Raw genomic sequence first — 19470 nt, 5'->3', positions numbered from 1 at the left:
GAATGTTCGCTAGAAACCAAGCTGTCGTCGTCACCACGAGTTGGGATGACGGCCATGTCTGCGATCAACGACTGGCCGGCTTGCTCGAACGCTATGGGTTGCGCGGAACCTTCTACGTCGCGCCGCGGAACGTCGAGCTGCCCCAGCAACAGCGATTGCGCGACAGCGAGGTCGCCGCATTGGCACACGATTTCGAAATCGGTGGCCACACACTCACGCATCGCCGGTTGACCGGCCTGGCCGATGACGTCGCCTGGAACGAGATCGTCGACGGCAAGGATGCTGTTGAGCAGGTGACCGGCGTGCGGTTGCAATCTTTTTGCTATCCCGGCGGGCAGTACGCTGCCCGGCATATCGGGATGGTGCAGAATGCCGGATTCGCCTTGGCGCGCACAGTACGTCGTGGAGTCACACGAATGTCGTCGCCGTATGAAACCCATACGACGGTGCACGCGTACCGCCACCTCGTTGACGGGCCGGCCACCGTGCGCCTTGCCGCCGGCAATCTGCGGAAGGCGCGCCGGATGTACTGGAACTGGGATGAATTGGCAATGGCAATATTCGACCGCGTCTTGGATACGGGCGGTGTGTTCCATCTGTGGGGACACAGCTGGGAGATCGACGACAACGGCGACTGGGGTCGGCTGGAGCGGCTGCTCCGCTACGTCGGCGGCAGGTCAGACGTGGCGTACGTCGACAACGGCGACCTCGTCGCCACGGGCGCATGATCGGCGCATCCCAGCGGCGGCACATCGTCGTTCAGGTCACCAGCTACTACCCGCCGCACCTCGGTGGTGTGGAGAACGTCGCGCAGACGCTCGCCGAGCACCTGGCCGAGCGTCACGAGGTCCACGTGATCACCACGACCTGCGGCTCCGCCAGGGCACCCATCCGGGAGAACACCTCCGGTGTCCGAGTGCGCCGGTTCGGCGCGTTCTCGGTGGCGCACACGCCTATCTCGCTGGGCCTGGCGCTGAGGTTGCTCACGATCAGCCGGCGCTCGATCTTGCATGTGCACACCGCACAAGCGTTCGTCCCCGAAGTCGTTCTCCTGGTGTCGTTTCTGCGGCGGCGGCCCTACATCGCCCACTTCCACCTCGACGTCGATCCCTCCGGTCCACTAGGTGTGCTCCTCGGTGCCTATAAGCGGTGGGTGCTCGGGCCGTTTCTGCGACGCGCGGCGGCCGTCGTGGCGTTGTCGGGGGAGCAGGCCCGGTTCCTCGAGTCCCACCACCGCGTGCCAGCCGCGCGAATCACTGTGATTCCCAACGGGGTCCACCCGCGCTTCTATGAGGCGTGCGATCGGCCCCCTGCACAGCCTGTGCCAGCGCGCAAGTTGCGTCTGCTGTTCGTGGGTCGGCTCGACGCGCAGAAGAACGTGCTGCGGCTGGTCACCGCGATGGCCCACGTGACGTCGAACGTCGAGCTGGTGATCGTCGGCGACGGCGAACTTCGCGATGAGATCAGCTGTCAGATCGACCATCTCGGGCTGACTAGCGTCACGTTGGCTGGTGCAGCGCGCGGCAACGAACTCGTGCAGTGGTACCGCTGGGCGCAGGTGTTCGTCATCTCGTCGGATAAGGAAGGCATGCCGCTCGTCCTCTTGGAGGCAATGGCTGCCGGCTTGGCGATCGTCGCGGCGGATGCCCCGGGAACTCGGGACATCGTCGACGGTGTCGGCCTGCTGGTCCGACCGGACCCGGAGTCGCTGGCCGCAGCCATCGACAAGTTGGCCGACGACCCCGCACTTCTTGCCGAGCTGTCGGTCCGCAGCGCCAACCGCGGAACGAACTTCCAGTGGCACAACAGCGTTTCGGCGCTGGAATGCCTTTACGATTCTGTGGCGGCGACATGACCGCTGCCCCAGCCACATCGCAGCCCGCAACGACCGATGGTGCGCGCGACCTGATACCGGTCATCGCTGCGGCGGCTTGCGCCGGCGTTGTTCTGGTGGATGCCGGCCCCTTTTTGTTGCGCTTGGTGGCGGGCCTGGCCATGTTGTTCGTGATCCCGGTGATGCTGGTGCACGCGAAGGTCAACTGGCCGACGACCACCAGGGCGCATGAGTCGCTGCTGTACTCGCTGGCGTTGGTGGTGCTCGTGATGATGGTGGGCGGCCTCGTCGTAAATTTCGTTCTACCGCTCGCGGGGGTGGCGCGACCGCTTGACCGCGTCCCTGTGGTCCTGTCGATGTTGGGCGCGCTTGTGGCACTGAGCATTTGGCGGCCATCGCGATGGCGCTGGCGCAGCGATCCGGTCATCCACTCCCGGGCAGCGGGGGTGATCGGCACGCGCGATCAGCTGCTGCTGGCCGCTGGTGTCGTTCTCGTCGTCGGGTCCGTCGCCGGGCCGATCCGTCTCAACAACGGGGCCAGTGGAGCTGTCACCACCGCCACGCTGGTGATCGGGGCGGCCGTTATCGTGATGATGTTCACATGGCGATCCGTGCTGCGTGAGTCGACCATTGTTGCGACGCTGTACATGCTGTCGTTGGCGCTGCTGCTGATGACATCACTGCGCGGCTGGTTTGTGACGGGCCACGACATTCAGCGCGAATTCAGGCTGTTCGAACTGACGACCAGCCAAGGCATCTGGGGCACAGACACGTTCCACTCGGCGTACAACGCCTGCCTGAGCATCACGATCCTGCCCACCATCATCCAGCGGGCGACCGGCATCCCCGACCTTTTCGTGTTCAAGGTCGTCTTCCAGTCGCTTTATGCGCTGTGCCCGGTGCTCATCTACCTCATTGCCCGGCGGTTCGCATCGCGGGCGGTCGCAGTTCTGGCCGCCGTCTACTTCGTCGCGTATCCCACCTACTTCGGCGACATGCCGTTCCTGAACCGACAGGAGGTGGCGTTCTTCTTCCTCGGCGCCGCGGTTCTGCTCATGACAGATCGCGCGGTGCCTGTCCGATTACGGCGAATCGGGCTCGTCACATTCGGTGTCGGTGTCGTCCTGTCGCACTATTCGACGACGTATGTGCTGTTGGCTGTGCTCGGGCTGTGTTGGGCCGCAACGCGTCTCGCGCCGGCCGCCCGCCGGTTGACGCGAAAGCGGCGGGGCAGGCACCACGCGTCACGGCAACGCCGCACCCTACAAAGTCCCAGCCCGCCTGTTCTGACATGGTCGATCCTGCTCGTGCTCGGGGCGCTCACCTTCGTTTGGGCCGGTCCGATCACTGGTGCGGGCGGCCAGGTGGAGCAGACCTTCCGCTCGACGCTGACGTCGCTGACCGGGGGAGCGGACGAAGGTCAACGGTCGTCTGATGCCTCCTACGCCATCGTCGGCGGGGAGAAACTCAGCGCCGAGAAACGGCTGCGGGACTTCAGGAACCAGGCGATCCAAACTACTGCAGGCGACCGAACGGCGGGGGCGAGTTACCCGCTGTCCGAACTCGATCGGTATCCCACGCCGGTGGTGGCGGCCGAACAACTGCCGACGACCGCCCTCGGCAAGGTCCTCGACGCTGCCGGCGCGAGTCCGTCGGCCGTCAACGGAACGCTGCGCCGTGTCGCGCCGATCTGGATGCAGCTGTGCATTGCGGTCGGCTTTCTCGCGGTGCTGCGCGGCCGCGCGGGTGCCTTTCGGCCGAGCCTTGAATTCGTTTGCGGCGCATTGGCGTGCATCGCCGCTATGGCGATGCTGGTGCTCCTGCCGCAGCTGTCGGTCGATTACGGGCTCCTTCGTGCCTTCGGCCAGGGATTGTTCTGGCTGGCGCCGTTCCTCGCCGTCGGGAGTATCCAGGCCTTTCACTTGCTGGGCGGGCGATGGGCACGCAATGTCGCGCTGGCCGTGGCGGTGACGCTCTACCTTTCGCTGACGGGCGTGATCCCGCAGCTGTTGGGCGGGTATCCGCCCCAGCTCCACCTGAACAACGCCGGCGAATACTACGACAACTGCTATCTGCATGAACAAGAGGACACCGCGATCACGTGGCTACGAACGCGGATCTCGGCCGAGAAGGCCCCTGACGTGCAAGCCCACATGTACTGCTACGTCTACGCTTTCACACCGCGTCAGCGATACGCCGAGCCCAGCGACGGCGATGACATCTTCCCGGTGTTCGTCCGCAAGGACGCCTACGCCTTCCTCGGGTCCACCACCGTACTCAGGGGCGACGTTGCGCTGTCGTACGCCGGCGACACCGTGACGTACAAGTACCCGGTCGAGTTCCTCGACGAGAACAAGAGCCTGATCTACAGCAATAACGGCGCGAGGATTTACCGATGACCAGCAATGATCGAGCAGCACAAGGCAAATGGAAGCGGGTGATCTGGCCGGCGTCAGCGTGGGCGGGAATCGACACCGTGGTCGTTTTCGGCGTGCTGGGCTGGATCTACGGCGCGTTGGTCGCTGTGTTCAACCCTGACATTCTCGCCGAGCCGATTGTGTGGTGGCTGCCCATCCGCCGGGACACCATGGCCACAATCTGCTTCGGCATGTCAGCTCTGGCATATCTTCTGCGTCAGATCGGCGAACGCCGCAGGAGGCGCGGTGAGGGCTGACATTTACCGGCGCAGTCGGGGTTCGGGCGTCGCAATCCTTCGCACCGTGTTCGTCTACTCGACACTGCCGATGCTCTATCTCATGGCGAACTCGATTGCGCATCGGGAAACGATGACCATGCCGCTCACTCATTTCGCGGACGCGCCGACGGAGGGGTTCGTCCTCGCCGTCTCACTGGTGTGTTCCATCGTGTCATTTTTCGTGCTGCGGGTGATCGCACACGCCGGTGCCGAGAAGAAAAGGGGTGGCTTGTGATAACCCGCAACACGCTTCAAGAGCGCGCCGGTCGAGGGGCCCACTCCGACAGACTGATTCGAAACTCGTCCTTTCTGATGGCCGCAATGGGCACCATGGCCATTCTTGGTTTCGGCTTCTCGGTCCTTGCCGCTCGGATGTTCACCCCGGAGCAGGTCGGTGCCGGAATGTCGTTGGTGTCGGCAACGTCGCTGATCGCCTATCTGAGCCTCTTTGGGCTGAACGTGACGATCGTGCGGTTCTACGCGAACTCGAGCAACCGCAACGCCCAAGTCACCCGTAGCCTCCTTGCGGTCGGCGGCTTCGGACTCGTGTTCTCTGCTGTGTACGTGCTGTTCGTACCGATCTATGCGCCTGAACTGTCTTTCGTTCGCGACAATCCGCTTTATGCCGTCGGCTTCCTGATCGCCGGGGCGGCATCCGCCCTGAATCTGCTGACAGACTTCGTCTTCATCGCCGCGCGAAATTCCGAGTACAACCTGCTCATTGACGGGTTCTTGCAGGGCATCACCAAGCTTCTGGCTCCAGCGGCCTTGATCGGATTGGGCGCCTACGGCATCTTCGCGTCCGTCGGTGCGGGATACGTCATCGCGCTTGGAGCGAGCATCGTGTGCATGTACAGGATTTTGGGTCTGCGTATAGACTTTCGGCGCGCCGCCGAGCTCAGCCGTCATCAGCTGAGCTATTCGATGTCGGGCTACCTGTCCAGCGTCGCGACGATTGCACCCATCATGGTTTTGCCTTTGATCGTTCTGCACGCCCGCGGCGAGGCGGAAGCCGGCTACTTCTTCTTGACGTTTCAGATCGCCAATGCCGTCTACTCTGTCGCGTACGCGGTCGGCGAAGCATTCTTCGCCGAAGGATCGTTCGACGAGTCGCGGCTGGGAGCTCTGCTCAAGCGGTCGGCGCTGATGCTCGTGGCGCTGTTGGTTCCCGCCGTTGTCGTCTTGGTCATCGGCAGCCACTGGATCCTCTCGCTGTTCGGTCCCGGTTACGCCGACAACGCCGATAATCTGTTGCAGATACTGGCGATTGGCGCTTTGGCCGTCGCCCTCAACACCTGGACCGCGTCGGTGCTCAAACTACTGGGACTGATGAAAAGTCTGGTCATATCCAGCGCGGCGTTTGCCTTCACCACGATCGGCCTTGCCCAGTTGTGGAGTGGCCGGGGACTGGAGTGGCTGGGCTGGGCGTGGCTGATCGGCAACCTGGTCACTGGAGGGTATGCGGTGGTGGCAATCGTTGTCCATCAACGAAATTCGGCTGGCGCCGAGCCCGCACCGCTGATGTCGGAGGCGATGCGATGAGCGTTCAGGCTGGCGCTGGGAACAATGACGGTAGGACGGCCCTGCTGGTTTCACCGTACTTCCCGCCCGATATCGGCGGAGTCGAGCAGTACGTCGAAAACCTCGCCAGGCTACTTCACCACCGGCACGGGTGGCGCGTCGTCGTCGTCGCCACCGAACCCGAACGGGGGCCGGCACCCCGTGTCGCCGACACCGAGTACGCCCGTGTGTACCGCATCCCCTTCAAGGTGCGGATCTCGAACACCCCGGTCGGCCTGCGTTGGTCGCGGTTTCTGCGCGAAATCATCGAACGTGAGCGGATCACCATCGTCAACGCACACGCGCCGGTCCCGCTGCTCGCCGACGTCGCGGCTCGCGCAGCCGGTGACCTGCCGTTTGTCTTGACATATCACACCGGGCCGATGCGAAACGGGCGGCTTCTCTACGATGTGACGTGCCGGACCTACGAACGGTTGGTGCTGACCAGGACCGCACGGCGTGCCGATCAGGTCATCTGCTCATCCGATTACGTATTCGACAGCTATCCCGGCCTGTTCTCGGGCAAGGCGACGACGATACCGCCCGGCGTCGATGTCGACGTCTTCGACGCCGCCGGCGTTCCACCCGAGCCGGACCGGGTGCTGTTCGTGGGCTCTCTCGGAAAAGCGGCCCATTACAAGGGATTGCCTGACCTGATCGCGGCGATGCCAGCGCTGCGAAGGCGGCGACCGGGTGTTCGACTCGAGGTGGTCGGGGATGGTGACGCGATGGCCGACCATGTGGCTTTGTGTCGGCGACTCGGTGTGGATGACATCGTGACCTTCTCCGGCCGATTGGACCGGCACAAGCTCGCTGTGGCGTACCGGCGGGCCAGCGTGGTGTCACTTCCCACCCATTACGACAGCTTTCCCACCGTTCTCGTCGAGGCCATGTCGACGGCGCGGCCCGTGGTCTCCACCCCGGTGGGGGGGATTCCCACTCTGGTCACTGACGGTGTCGACGGCGTGCTGCATGCGCCCGGCGATGTTCTTGCCCTCGCGGCGGCGCTGGCCGACTTGCTGGCCAACCCGGCGCGTGCCGCCGATATGGGCCGCCGGGGTGCGAGCAAGGTCCGATCCGAACTCTCCTGGGCCACCCAGTCCGACCGGACCTGCGCCGTCTTCGACAGAGCTCTCAACGTACCTGCTTGCTATGCGGGCTGACTCGAAGGGAAACAGATGGTCAGGTTACGAAACATGAAGCAGGACAGCGCATCTCAGTGGTACGCTGCCGGTCAGCTGGATATTCTGCTCAGCGGCCAGCCCATCTGGATCCTCGCGGGGCCGATGGCCGCGGGCCACACCGCAGACATCACGGCCGCCCTGTTCGGCCTGTCTGCCGGTGATCCCCTGCGACGTCTCGGCTTGGTCCCGCAACCGAATTCCCGCGTATGGCGGTTTGACCCCGGCCTGCTCGACAATGCAGTGCGACACCCCCCGGTGATGGCACCGATTGTCGACAGTGCCGAAGGAGTCACGGCCGCACTGAACTCGATCATGAAGGCGGCTCGCGGGGTTCGCATTCCGGTGTCGGTCATGCCGGTCGGTCAGTTCGTGGCGTTTCGGTTCGACCACGGGCTCGGTGACGCTCACGTCATGCTGAAGATCGTTGGTGAAGTGTCACGCTGCAGTGCCGACGGCTACCCGAGGACGGCCGGCAACGACCTCCGGGCTATCCGCAACCCAGCCGTGTGGTCGGCGCTCAATGTAGCTATCAGGAAGCCACGAAGCTTCGCTTCCGCAGTGCGACTGGTGTTACGAGACAGGCTCGCCGCGTTGCCGGCAAGAGTGAAGAACCAATTGGCGCCGGGAGCCTCGGCCGTGGCGGCGCGAATGGCAGAGCCCTATTCTGCCGTGTTCGTGAGAAGCAGCGACGAATGTCTCGCCGCGTTACGTCGTTATCGCGCAGAACATCAACTCGCCATGTCCTCCTCGGCTGTGCTGATGTACCTGCTGTGCCGCTCGCTGCGTGAAGCCGGCATTCCGCTGTCGCCGGTGATCGAGGTGCTGGTGGACCTGCGCCGGTATCTCCCACGTGGCCGACGTACGTGGGCCAACTTCACCGCGGTGGCCCGGGTGGAGAATCGACCCGACACCACACCGCAGCAGTTCGGCGACACACTGGCAACCCACCTCGCCTCCAGCCGGCCGTTGATCGAGATGGTGGGCGGAGCTGCCAAGTCGCGGCTGCTGTGGCCGCTGAGGCAGCGCCGCTGCGAGGCGGATTGGCTTGTCGCACAACGGTCTCCCACCGGCGAGGCAACCGTCGTGTTCTCCGACATCACCCGGTTGCCCGAGATGGCAGACGTGCGGTGGTTGCCGGATAGCCGACACAACTTCGCCGTTGCGCTGCCGCCGGCGAGCAAGTCGAACATCTCGATTTTGATGTGCTCGCCGTCGCCGGGCGAAATCCAGCTCACGGCTTCGTTCTTCCCGGAGGAGTTCGATGAAAACGCGGTTCGGTGGTCGCTGCGCAGCGTGCTTCAACAACTTGGCTGCGACGATTCGGCCGAGACATCGGCCCGGACTTATGCATAGGAACGGACTGAGGCAACACCGTGATTGACGACCATCTCCGTACGCACGACGGCTTGCGAATCTGCCATGTGAACGACATGGGTTGGCAGGCTGGCGGTGCGGAACGAAGTATTCAAACCTTGCGCGGGGCACTCACCGAGCGCGGCCACGTGGTGCACGTCGTTGCCACCGATAAGGAGGCCAGCCAGCACAACGACGTCTTCGCGGACGTGTTGATCCCGCGCATCTCCGGTGGTCCGATGCGGCGGCTCTTGCGTTACTTCTTTTACCTCAGAGCTTTCCGCGAACTTCGGCGGAGTTTCGACACCTTCCGGCCGGACATCATTCACTTCCACGCGATCGGAGAGTTCAGTCCCGCAGCGCTGTTCGCGGCCTGGGGGATCCCGTTCGTGATGACAGTCCACGGCCCCGAGGACTTCACCCGCGCCCTCATCCCGTGGCATTTGCCCACCTCCGACTACCGCAACGGCACTTACCGCCGAGGTGACCTGCGCATCATCGGGCGTCTGCGTTCTCTGTATTTCCGGATGGTCCAGCGCCCCGCGTACCTGTTCGCATTGCGCCGATGCAGCGCGCTGATCGCACCGAGCCACTTTTTCGCGCGAGTGCTCGAAGACGAGGTCGGCCCCGAACGCATCGTGCAGATGTACAACGGCATCAACCTGCCGGACGCGGTAGCGCCACCCTGCGCCGGACGGCTGTTCTTTGCGGGCCGACTGGAAGCCGTGAAGGGGGTCGAGGTTCTGCTGCGGGCCTTCGCGCTGGCACGGCTGGAGTGCCCTGGCGTGACCCTGACGATCGCCGGTGACGGCAGTCAGCGCACCGCGCTGCAGGCGTTGGCAGCGGAGCTGAATGTGTCCGATGGCGTGCGGTTCTTGGGCCGCCTGGGCTCTGAGGAAGTGGTGCACGCGCTGGCGAGTTCCGACGCATTGGTGATCCCATCGCTGTGGCCGGAGAACCTGCCGACGGTCGCGCTGGAGGCGATGGGTGTGGGTCGGGCGATCATCGGGAGCCGCGTGGGCGGCATCCCCGAGCTTGTCGTCAACGGCGTCAACGGGTTCTTGACCGAGCCCTATGACGAGCGCGGACTGGCTGACGCGATCGTTCGGCTCGCGTCGGACCCGCAACTGTGCAGGAAGCTGGGCGAGGCCGGACGCCAACGGGCAACAGAGTATTCGGCCGATACGTTCACCGACAGAACGCTTGAGCTCTATGCGCGGACGCTGAACCCGATGGCTCCTGATCGGACATCGGACAAGCATCTGGAGAGGCTATGAGTGTCAGTCGGTGCGAACGCACCCTCGGCGTAGTCCGACCAAAGCCCCGTCTGGCAATCGTGACGGACGCCGTGGCGCCCTGGCACAGCGGCGGCAAGGAGACCCGGACTCGAGAGTATTCGCAGCGCCTCGCGCGAAGCGGATTCCACGTCGACATCTACACCATGAAGTGGTGGGAGGGCGGCGCGGTGACCGACCAGGGACCTGTTCGGCTCCACGCAATCTGCCGACGGTGGCCGCTGTACGCCGGACAACGGCGGTCCATCCTGCAAGCCGTCGCGTTCGCACTGTCCTGCTTTCGGATGGTGACGGCGCGGTTCGACGTCGTCGAGGTCGATCAAATCCCGATTCTGCCGGTGCTTGTCGTCAAGGCGGTTTGTGTCATCCGGCGAAAACCACTGATCGCCACCTGGCACGAAGTGTGGGGCCGCACTTACTGGCGGCGCTATCTGGGTCCGATCGGCGTGTTGGCCGCATTCGCCGAACAGCTCGTCCTGCAGTTGCCGGATCGGATCATCGCCGTCAGCGAGGGAACGGCGCAACGAATCCGCGAAGTCACGCGTGGGCGCGTGCCCGTGTTCGTCGGAAACAACGGCGTCGACCTCCGCGCGATCTGCGACGTGCCGGCCGAAACCACAAGCAGCGATCTGCTTTTCGTCGGGCGGCTTCTGGAGCACAAAGGCGTCGACACATTGATAGATGGGATAGCCGAGCTGCGTCAGCGCGGCAGCCGGCTGTCGCTGACCGTCATCGGCACCGGCCCTGAACACCACACGCTGACACAGCGCGTAGCCGCACTGAGGCTCACCGACCAGGTGAGGTTCACCGGCGAACTGCAATCGCACGCCGAGGTCATCGGCTGGATGAAGTCCGCCCGGCTCATGGTCTTCCCCACGCGCCGTGAAGGTTTCGGGCTGGCGGCGGTGGAGGCCTTGGCCTGCGGCACGCCAGTGATCACCACAGATCATCCGGATAATTTCGCTCGCCTTCTGATAACACCGGGACGCAATGGCTACCTGAGCCGGGCCGACGGCAGCGATCTGCCCGAGGTGATCGCGCGTGCGCTGGCTGAGCGCCCGAGGTTGTCGACCGGGGCACTCGACAGTGCCAACGACTTCAGCTGGGACGAGGCCGTCAACCAGTGCCTGCCCGCTTACCGCGTGACGAAGCCGGCGGCTTGCGCACCAGAACCCATGACAACCGGTGGCGGCGATTTCGGCTCGCGGCGGCGGCGGTCGGCTGTCGCCAGCATCATCGCGTGCGCGGTCCTTTCGATCGTCACGGTGATGTCCGGCGGCTGCAGCAAACCATCGCTGAAGCCGCCGTGGATGTTGACGGCAGCGGGATCGCATGTCGGAATCGCTTACGGAGACACGCTGTTCGGCATGCCGGCGGCGGAACTGTCGGCCACTCTCGATGACGCTGCCGCACTGGGTGCTAGATGGATACGGGTGGATCTGGCGTGGCCGAACATCCAACCGGACTCGGCGAATGCCTACGACTGGCACCGCTTCGACACTGTGGTGGACGCGGTGAGCAAGCGTGGGCTGACGCTACTTCCGATCCTCGCGTACACGCCGCCATGGGCGAGGCCGGCCGGCTGCTTCAGCGATAAGTGCGCTCCGGCCAGCGCCGAGCAGTTCGCGACATTCGCGGCTCACGCTGCGGCGAGGTATCCGAAAGTGACCGTCTGGGAGATCTGGAACGAGCCGAACACCCAAGGGTTTTGGCAGCCGCAGCCCGACCCGCTCGGCTACGCGCAACTCCTCGGGCTGACGACCCAAAGGATCAAAGCGGCCAACCCTGCCGCCCAAGTTGTGACCGGTGGTCTGTCGATCACCAACCCCAGCCGCGACGGGATCACCCCTCAAGACTTCCTCGCGGCCGTGGTGCGCTCGGGAGCTGCACAGCGAATCGACGGAGTGGGCATCCATCCGTACACCTATCCAAATCTTGCTAGTCAACGCGGTCCGTGGGTGAGCCCCAGAGAGGACGCGAGCACCGGGTTGGCGTCGATTCGCCGTATCTTCACGGATGCCGGTCTTCCCGCGCCTCCCATCTGGATCACCGAATTCGGCGCGCCCACTGGCGGCGAGCCGGGCAGCGATGACCACGTCAGTGAAGCGCGCCAGGCCGAGATCGCCGCTGACGCCGTCAAGACCGCCTATGGTGACGACGGTGTCGCAGCACTGATCTGGTACACCTATCGCGACAGCGATACGGGTTCGCCTGATCCCGAAGCCAACTACGGCTTGCGTCGCTCTGACGGCTCCAAGAAGCCGGCATACGAGGCGCTCAGGCAGGCGATACTGGGCGGCTGAACCTTATGCGCCGGTGGCGAAGTTGTTGATCACCGCAAGAGCCGGCTTTGGGCTGTAGTCGTAATGGACGATGCCGAAGTTGTCCTCAGGGTCCAGCCGATGTGTGCCGCGGTCGCGAAGGCTGAACGCGAACAGTGGCCCCATCCAGGAGTTGTTCTGCACGTACTGCAGCGCGTAGCTGAACGACTGCGCCTGAACAGCTTCCGTCACCGACGTCGAGTCGGTACCCGTAGGCGCGCCGAACTCGGTGAGCCAGATCTGTTTTGCGCTGTCCCCACCGGAAACCATCACGTCACGCATTTGCCACATCTGCTGAAAAGCACTCCATGAGTTCGGCTCACTCGGCAGATACGGGAATGTGTAAGGGTGCATCCCGAACGCGTCGAAGTACGAGTTGGCTGCCGCCGAATACAGTCCCTTGACGAACGTGATCGGCGCAATCTGCGAGTAGCTGTCGGTGGCGGGCGCCAAACCGCCGGAGATGACAAACATGTCTGAGCTGACCGACTTGATCGCGGTGTAGGTGGCTTTGAGCAGAGTTGCGTAGGCCGTGACGTTCGGTCGCGGCTTCCAGCCGATGTTCGGCTCGTTCCACACCTCCCACAATGCAACTCGGTTCAGATAGCGGCTGGCCGCATCTTTGGCGAACGTCGCGAACTTGGCGGGGTCTTTCGGCGCGCTTTCCTCGGTTGTGACGGCGGCCGCAACCCGCGCCCACCGCGGTGTATGCAGCAGCAGACCGACCGGTCGCATCCCGCGTGCGACGACGGCATCGATCACGCGGTCCGGGTTGGTCCAGTTACGTTGCCCCTCAACGGGTTCGATCTCCGACCAATTGAGGTCGACCCGGACGTAGCGGGCCCCGGCCGAGCTCGCAACGTCGAGCACCTTCGACAGGTCGGCGGCCGATAGATACAGCAGTTCTCCACCGCCGCTGGCACCGACGAGCACCGGCGTTCCGGGGACTGGTGGCGGCGGCGCGGTAGATGTCAACGTCAGCGAGTCGAGCAGAAGTGTACGTGCACAGCCCAAAGCCGAGAAAGCGTTCGTGAAAGCGATTGTCACCGTGTGCGATCCGGTCGCGATGGTGACTGACGGCGAATATGTGGTCCACGAATTCGCGCCGACCGTCGTCGCCAGCACCGATTTGCCGTCGACGGACACGGTCATGCGCGGAGAACCCCAACATGGTTTACCCGCTGCCCTGACGGCAATCCTCGATGCTGCCTGCAGGGATATCGTCGCGGTAGCGGTGGACTTCGACCGCAACAACAGCGCTCCGCCGCCCGATGCGGTCGGATCACTATAGGTGGCACCGGCGTTGACCGGTGTGACGACCATGGTCTCAGCTTCGACGGTGTTGTCCGCGGCCGTAACGGGGGGAGCGAGCGACACGGCGGTTCCGGCTGCAAGCAGTGCTGCAAGTAGCGAGCGAAGCCGGCCCACGGGCCCCCCTTCGGCTGCGAGGAAGTAGTTCACAGCGTCCGCTTAATTTTCACCGGCATCAATAGGCTCACCTATCACTTCTGTAACAGAAGGAATCCGAATTGAGCCGGGGTGCGTCCGGCATCGTGCGCTTAGGCTTCTCGCATGGAATCCGACCTACGGCCTCCGCTGGATGCCGCCTCTTTACGCGAATCGCTCAGCTCGCCATGGCGTTTCGTCGACGTCGTCGCAGAAACCGGGTCGACGAACGCCGATCTGGTGGCCCGTGCCAACGCCGGGGAAGACGTCGACGGAGTGGTGCTGTTCGCCGAACACCAGACCGCCGGCCGAGGCCGTAGCGGGCGCACGTGGTCGGCGGCGCCTCGGGCACAGCTCATTGTGTCTGCAGGCGTTGGCGCCGCCGACGTGCCGACGGCCGCATGGGGCTGGCTTCCGCTGGCCGCGGGCCTGGCGGTGGTTGACGCGGTGAGCGGTATCGCGGGCGTGGACGCGGTGCTGAAATGGCCCAACGATGTGCTCGCCGGCGACGGAAAACTGGCCGGCATCCTCGCGGAGGCAACCGGGCAGACGATCGTCGTCGGGATCGGGCTCAACGTCACGCTGCGCGCCGACGAGGTCGGCGAACCGCAGGTGACCTCTCTGGCAGACCTCGGCGTCGTCAACGCCGACCGCACGCGGCTGGCCGCCGAACTGCTGCGCTGGCTCGGTGAGCGGGTCACGTCCTGGCGCGCCGGCGACACCGGACTCATGGAGGAGTACCGCTCCCGGTGCGCCACCATCGGTTCCTCGGTGCGCGCCGTGCTGCCCGGTGGCCGCGAAGTCGTCGGCACCGCGTTGCTGGTCGACGACCACGGGCAGCTGCGCATCGACACCGGAAGCGACGTCGTGGCTGTGTCCGCCGGAGACGTCGTGCACATCCGTCCCAACCTCTAAGGTTCAAGCCGTGGGCTACCCCGACAACGTGCTCGCCAGAGACGAACAGGTGGTGCTGCACCGGCACCCGCACTGGAAGCGGCTGGTCGGCCCGGTGCTCGTGCTGGTGGTCGCCACCGGGGTCGCCGTGTTCGTGACCGCGGTGGTGCAGCGCACCGACTGGGACCAGACGGCCAAGACGGTTCTCTACTGGGTGGTGGCCGGCATCTGGCTGGTGCTGGTGGGCTGGCTTACCGCCTGGCCGTTCTTGTCTTGGCTCACAACACATTTCGTCATCAGCGACCGCAGGGTGATGTTTCGCCACGGCGTGCTGACCCGGTCGGGTATAGACATCCCGCTCGCGCGCATCAACAGCGTCGAATTCCGGCACGGAATATTCGACCGGATGCTGCGCACCGGCACGCTGATCATCGAGTCAGCGTCACAAGACCCGCTGGAATTCCACGACATCCCGCAAGTCGAGCGGGTCCACTCGCTGCTGTATCACGAAGTCTTCGACACCCTGGGCGGCGAAGAATCCGACAGCCGGTCCTCGGGCACGCGCTGACGCCGCCGTGGTCGGCGCAGCGGGGTGACGTTCGACTTCTCGTGCGCCTCGTGGACGTCTTCCATCGCCTCGGCAATGCCGCCCGCGGTGAACGTGGACTCCAGCGCCTTCTCCGGGTTGCGGCCGAACTCGTCGGGGAAAACCCAGCGCCGGAACGCCCAGAACCGGAACGCCATCTGCAGCAGGTTGCCCAGGATGTAGGCGGAGACGAAGTCGGCGATGTTCTCCACCGTCAGGCTGACGTGCGGCGCCCGCAGTCCGAACACGTAGCTGGAGACCCACAGTGGCGCCATCGACAGCAGCACGCCCACGCCGCTGAACATGAAGAACAGCAGCGCTTCGTGGTGACGTTCGCGGCCACCCCGGTCGCGGAAGCTCCACTCCCGATTCAGGATGTACGACGCGATCACCGCGACGATCCCGGAAATGATCTTGGCGGTCACCGGCTTGGGTTCCAGGACGGTCAGCTTGAGCGTGTAGAACAACGCCGAGTCGATGACGAACGTGGTGGCGCCGACGATGGCGAACTTGATCAGCTCGTGATGCCGCTCTGCTGCCGGCCGGACCACACGCGGGAGACGGGCGATCGTGGCGTCGGTGAAGGACACAACTCGGCAGTCTACGTAAGAGCGGGCCACACCGCCGAACCGTGCGCGCCAACCACGCATCCCGCGCATGACACCATGGCAGCGTGCGTAACTCGTCTGGTGCCCGGCCCGTGGTGGCGATGATCGGTGCTGGTCAGCTCGCTCGCATGACTCACCAGGCGGCGATTCCGCTGGGCCAGAGCCTGCGGGTGCTCGCGGTTTCGGCTGACGACCCGGCAGCTCAGGTCAGCCCCGATGTGGTGCTCGGCCGCCACGACGACCTCGACGCGCTTCGCCGCGCGGCCGACGGCGCGAGCGTCGTCACGTTCGACCACGAGCACGTTCCCACAGAACTGCTGGACAAGCTGGTCGCCGAGGGTGTGACCGTGGCGCCGTCGCCGGAGGCGCTGATCCACACCCAGGACAAGCTGGTGATGCGGCGGCGCCTGGAGTCGCTCGGCGCCCCGGTGCCCCGGTTCGCCGAGGCCGCCGGCGCTGACGACGTCGACGCGTTCGCCGCCCGCGTCGGCGGCCCCGTGGTGGTGAAGACCGTACGCGGCGGCTACGACGGCAAGGGGGTGTTCCTGCCCGACGACCTCGGCTCGGCCCGCGACGTGGTGGACCGGCTGCTGGCCGACGGCGTGCAGGTGCTGCTGGAGGAGCGCGTCGAAATGCGGCGCGAGCTTGCGGCGCTGACTGCGCGGTCGCCGTTCGGCCAGGGCGCTGCGTGGCCCGTGGTGCAGACGGTGCAACGCGACGGCATCTGCGTTCTGGTGGTGGCGCCGGCTCCCCGGTTGGACCCGGACACCGCTGCCGAGGCCGAACAGCTGGCGCTGCGGCTGTGTTCGCAGCTCGGCGTGGTCGGGCTGCTGGCGGTCGAGCTGTTCGAAACCGTCGACGGCCGGCTGCTGGTCAACGAGCTCGCGATGCGCCCGCACAATTCTGGGCACTGGACCATGGACGGCGCTACGACCAGCCAGTTCGAGCAGCATCTGCGGGCGGTGCTGGACTATCCGCTCGGCGACACGGCACCCGTGGTGCCGGTGACGGTGATGGCCAACGTGCTGGGCGCGGCGCAGACGCCGACCATGACGATGGACGAGCGGCTGCATCACCTGTTCGGCCGCATCCCCGATGCTCGGGTGCACCTCTACGGCAAGGCTGAGCGGCCCGGCCGCAAGATCGGCCACGTCAACATTCTCGGCCGGAACGGCTCGCCCGACGACGACGACCACGTGGCCACGCTGCGCGAGCGGGCCTTGCGGGCGGCACACTGGTTGTCGCACGCCCAGTGGACCGACGGATGGGACGCGCATGCCTGAGCCGCGGGTCGGCCTGATCATGGGCAGCGACAGCGATTGGCCGGTCATGGAGGCCGCCGCCCACGCGTTGGCCGAATTCGACATTCCGTTCGAGGTGGGGGTGGTGTCCGCGCACCGCACCCCGGCCCGCATGCTCGACTACGCCCGCGGCGCGGCGTCGCGCGGCATCGAGGTGATCATCGCCGGGGCGGGAGGAGCCGCGCACCTGCCCGGCATGGTCGCGTCGGCCACGCCGCTGCCGGTGATCGGAGTACCGGTGCCGCTGGCCAAGCTCGACGGCCTCGATTCGCTGCTGTCGATCGTGCAGATGCCGGCCGGCGTGCCGGTGGCCACGGTGTCGATCGGCGGCGCCCGCAACGCGGGGCTGCTGGCGGTTCGGATCCTGGCGTCGTCAGACCCCCGGCTGCGCCAGCGCATCGAGGATTTCCAGCGCCTACTCGAGGCGTCGGTGCTGGAGAAGGACGCCGCCCTGAAAGACCGGTTGCTGGGCCCCGAAGGTACCGTTACTGGGGAGTAGCAAGGAGGCCGAGATGGCTAAATGGGCCGGTGATCCGTCGTTCGACGTCTTCAAACTGCCGGACGAGCACAACGAGCTGCGCGCGGTGGTGCGCGAGCTGTGCGAGAAGGAGATTGCCCCGTACGCCGCTGATGTCGACCAGAACTCACGGTTCCCCGAGGAGGCGCTCAAGGCGCTCAACGAGTCCGGCTTGTCAGCTGTTCACGTTCCGGAGGAGTACGGCGGGCAGGGCGCCGACGCGGTGGCCACCTGCATCGTCATCGAGGAGGTGGCGCGTGTCGACGCGTCGGCGTCGCTGATTCCCGCGGTCAACAAGCTCGGCACCATGGGGCTGATCCTGTCCGGCTCCGACGAGCTGAAGAAGCAAGTGCTGCCGTCGCTGGCGTCGGGCGAGGCGATGGCGTCGTATGCGCTGTCCGAGCGGGAGTCGGGCAGCGACGCGGCCGCGATGCGTACCCGGGCCCGCGCCGACGGGGACTCGTGGGTGCTCAACGGCGCCAAGGCGTGGATCACCAACGGCGGCAAGTCGACCTGGTACACGGTGATGGCGTCGACCGATCCCGACAAGGGCGCCAACGGCATCTCGGCGTTCGTCGTGCACAAAGACGACGAAGGTTTCACGGTCGGGCCGAAGGAACGCAAGCTCGGCATCAAGGGCTCACCCACCACCGAGCTGTACTTCGAGAACTGCCGCATACCCGGCGACCGGATCATCGGCGAGCCGGGCACCGGCTTCAAGACGGCGCTGGCCACACTCGACCACACCCGCCCGACCATTGGCGCGCAGGCCGTCGGCATCGCGCAGGGCGCGCTAGACGCGGCGATTGCATACACCAAGGAACGCAAGCAGTTCGGCCGGTCGATCGCGGAGTTCCAGGGTGTGCAGTTCATGCTGGCCGACATGGCGATGAAGGTCGAGGCCGCCCGGCTGATGGTGTACAGCGCGGCAGCACGCGCCGAACGCGGCGAACCGAACCTGGGCTTCATCTCCTCGGCGTCGAAGTGCTTCGCGTCCGACGTGGCGATGGAGGTCACCACCGACGCCGTGCAGCTGTTCGGCGGTGCCGGCTACACCGAGGACTTCCCAGTGGAGCGGATGATGCGCGACGCCAAGATCACCCAGATCTACGAGGGCACGAATCAGATTCAACGGGTCGTGATGTCGCGCGCGCTGCTGCGCTGAGGCACCGGTCAGAACATTACGGTCACGTTTTCGGTGACGCGGCGACGCTCCATTGCCGACGGGTCGGGGTGGGCTACCTGCACCAGTGACGCACCGACGGCGAACACCGCCACCAGGCCGTCCACCAGCGCGGCATCGGTCGTCCAGTCGGCGGTCGACAGCACCCGGTCGTGACTCGAAACACCCTGCGCTGCAGCAGAATCGGCGGCCCACGCGAGAACCTCGCCCGCTGAGCGGCCACCGAGCGCGGGACCCGGCTGCCGCTCGGCAGAGATCTTGTCGGCCTGCACCCGCACGGTGGTCGCGTAGTCGATGACGCCGGGAGGAAGGTCGTTCACGGGCCGGCCGAAGGCGTCCAGCGACAGCGCCACCACGTCATCGGCGTCGGCATCGGCAACAGCGTCGGCAGTGCACATCACCACGTCCGCGTCGCTGTCGCCGAACACCACCTCCGCACCGATCCACCACACCCCGAACACCACCGCCGCCGTCTGCCAATGCGCCGGCAACAGCACCGCGACCCGGCTGCCCGGCCCGGTGCCGAGCTCGTCGCGAAGCAGGTTCGCGGTCTTGGCAGCCCAGTTCGCGAACGTGGCCGTCGACAACTCGATCCGCTCGCCGGAGGCGTCGTCGTAGTAGGTGATCCGCGGTTTGGACGGGTCCGTCCGCAACAACGGATCGAGTACTGCCGCAGCAAGATTGGTCACTGGT

General features: G+C 65.4%; 18 protein-coding genes. 15 read left to right on the top strand and 3 right to left on the bottom strand.

Annotation, left to right across the window (positions count from 1 at the left end):
• Nucleotides 1-2: 2 nt before the first annotated feature.
• From AC5Y4N_RS12745 to AC5Y4N_RS12700, 10 genes are all read left to right on the top strand, one after another.
• The gene (locus AC5Y4N_RS12745; RefSeq protein WP_499907658.1) at nucleotides 3-728 is read left to right on the top strand and encodes a polysaccharide deacetylase family protein; all 726 of its coding nucleotides are present in this window, start codon (nucleotides 3-5) and stop codon (nucleotides 726-728) included.
• On the top strand, nucleotides 725-1855 hold the full coding sequence (locus tag AC5Y4N_RS12740; RefSeq protein WP_499907660.1) for a glycosyltransferase family 4 protein: 1131 nt from the start codon (nucleotides 725-727) through the stop codon (nucleotides 1853-1855). Before AC5Y4N_RS12745 ends, AC5Y4N_RS12740 begins: the two co-directional genes overlap by 4 nt.
• Nucleotides 1852-4233 carry a DUF2206 domain-containing protein gene (locus tag AC5Y4N_RS12735; RefSeq protein ID WP_499907662.1) on the top strand — a complete coding sequence of 794 codons (2382 nt, stop codon included), beginning with the start codon at nucleotides 1852-1854 and terminating at the stop codon, nucleotides 4231-4233. The genes AC5Y4N_RS12740 and AC5Y4N_RS12735 overlap by 4 nt, the downstream gene beginning before the upstream one ends.
• Nucleotides 4230-4508: a hypothetical protein gene (locus tag AC5Y4N_RS12730; protein WP_499907664.1), complete on the top strand. Its 279-nt coding sequence runs from the start codon at nucleotides 4230-4232 to the stop codon at nucleotides 4506-4508. The genes AC5Y4N_RS12735 and AC5Y4N_RS12730 overlap by 4 nt, the downstream gene beginning before the upstream one ends.
• Nucleotides 4498-4764, top strand: coding sequence for a hypothetical protein (locus AC5Y4N_RS12725; RefSeq protein ID WP_499907666.1), 267 nt, complete (start codon nucleotides 4498-4500; stop codon nucleotides 4762-4764). Before AC5Y4N_RS12730 ends, AC5Y4N_RS12725 begins: the two co-directional genes overlap by 11 nt.
• Nucleotides 4689-6071: a lipopolysaccharide biosynthesis protein gene (locus AC5Y4N_RS12720; protein ID WP_499940500.1), complete on the top strand. Its 1383-nt coding sequence runs from the start codon at nucleotides 4689-4691 to the stop codon at nucleotides 6069-6071. Before AC5Y4N_RS12725 ends, AC5Y4N_RS12720 begins: the two co-directional genes overlap by 76 nt.
• The gene (locus AC5Y4N_RS12715; protein WP_499907668.1) at nucleotides 6068-7252 is read left to right on the top strand and encodes a glycosyltransferase family 4 protein; all 1185 of its coding nucleotides are present in this window, start codon (nucleotides 6068-6070) and stop codon (nucleotides 7250-7252) included. The genes AC5Y4N_RS12720 and AC5Y4N_RS12715 overlap by 4 nt, the downstream gene beginning before the upstream one ends.
• 33 nt (nucleotides 7253-7285) lie before the next feature.
• Entirely contained in the window at nucleotides 7286-8626 is a 1341-nt protein-coding gene (locus tag AC5Y4N_RS12710; protein ID WP_499907670.1) for a hypothetical protein, read from the top strand.
• A gap of 77 nt (nucleotides 8627-8703) precedes the next feature.
• Nucleotides 8704-9903, top strand: a complete 1200-nt coding sequence (locus tag AC5Y4N_RS12705) for a glycosyltransferase family 4 protein (protein WP_499907672.1) — start codon at nucleotides 8704-8706, stop codon at nucleotides 9901-9903.
• A gap of 59 nt (nucleotides 9904-9962) precedes the next feature.
• Nucleotides 9963-12224: a glycosyltransferase gene (locus AC5Y4N_RS12700; RefSeq protein WP_499907674.1), complete on the top strand. Its 2262-nt coding sequence runs from the start codon at nucleotides 9963-9965 to the stop codon at nucleotides 12222-12224.
• Nucleotides 12225-12227: 3 nt separating this feature from the next.
• Here the strand turns inward: AC5Y4N_RS12700 and AC5Y4N_RS12695 are convergent, their stop codons facing one another.
• Entirely contained in the window at nucleotides 12228-13565 is a 1338-nt protein-coding gene (locus AC5Y4N_RS12695) for a carbohydrate-binding domain-containing protein (protein ID WP_499908057.1), read from the bottom strand.
• Between the two features lie 249 nt (nucleotides 13566-13814).
• Here AC5Y4N_RS12695 and AC5Y4N_RS12690 point away from each other — a divergent pair, with 249 nt between their 5' ends.
• Together AC5Y4N_RS12690 and AC5Y4N_RS12685 are read left to right on the top strand one after the other, a co-directional pair.
• The gene (locus AC5Y4N_RS12690; RefSeq protein WP_499907676.1) at nucleotides 13815-14603 is read left to right on the top strand and encodes a biotin--[acetyl-CoA-carboxylase] ligase; all 789 of its coding nucleotides are present in this window, start codon (nucleotides 13815-13817) and stop codon (nucleotides 14601-14603) included.
• A 10-nt stretch (nucleotides 14604-14613) separates the two neighbouring features.
• A complete protein-coding gene (locus AC5Y4N_RS12685; protein WP_499907678.1) occupies nucleotides 14614-15150 on the top strand; it encodes a PH domain-containing protein in 537 nt (178 codons plus the stop codon).
• Here AC5Y4N_RS12685 and AC5Y4N_RS12680 read toward each other — a convergent pair.
• Nucleotides 15087-15758 (bottom strand): GtrA family protein, encoded by a 672-nt coding sequence (locus AC5Y4N_RS12680; protein WP_499907680.1) that lies wholly within the window; start codon nucleotides 15756-15758, stop codon nucleotides 15087-15089. The two genes, AC5Y4N_RS12685 and AC5Y4N_RS12680, sit on opposite strands and share 64 nt — an antisense overlap.
• A gap of 83 nt (nucleotides 15759-15841) precedes the next feature.
• Between AC5Y4N_RS12680 and AC5Y4N_RS12675 the strand changes: the two genes are divergently transcribed.
• From AC5Y4N_RS12675 to AC5Y4N_RS12665, 3 genes are read left to right on the top strand one after another with little or no spacing between them, the layout of a single operon-like run.
• Nucleotides 15842-17059 carry a 5-(carboxyamino)imidazole ribonucleotide synthase gene (locus tag AC5Y4N_RS12675; RefSeq protein WP_499907682.1) on the top strand — a complete coding sequence of 406 codons (1218 nt, stop codon included), beginning with the start codon at nucleotides 15842-15844 and terminating at the stop codon, nucleotides 17057-17059.
• The gene (purE, locus tag AC5Y4N_RS12670; protein ID WP_499907684.1) at nucleotides 17052-17576 is read left to right on the top strand and encodes a 5-(carboxyamino)imidazole ribonucleotide mutase; all 525 of its coding nucleotides are present in this window, start codon (nucleotides 17052-17054) and stop codon (nucleotides 17574-17576) included. Before AC5Y4N_RS12675 ends, purE begins: the two co-directional genes overlap by 8 nt.
• 13 nt (nucleotides 17577-17589) lie before the next feature.
• Complete coding sequence (locus AC5Y4N_RS12665; protein ID WP_499907686.1) at nucleotides 17590-18759, top strand: acyl-CoA dehydrogenase; 1170 nt, start codon at nucleotides 17590-17592, stop codon at nucleotides 18757-18759.
• 8 nt (nucleotides 18760-18767) lie between these two features.
• Here the strand turns inward: AC5Y4N_RS12665 and AC5Y4N_RS12660 are convergent, their stop codons facing one another.
• Nucleotides 18768-19466, bottom strand: coding sequence for a TIGR03089 family protein (locus AC5Y4N_RS12660; protein WP_499907688.1), 699 nt, complete (start codon nucleotides 19464-19466; stop codon nucleotides 18768-18770).
• Nucleotides 19467-19470: the final 4 nt, after the last annotated feature.

It is taken from the genome of Mycobacterium sp. NGS19 (assembly GCF_059813155.1).
Note: the sequence above shows the minus strand (reverse complement) of the source record. Positions and strands in the feature narration are given on the sequence as shown.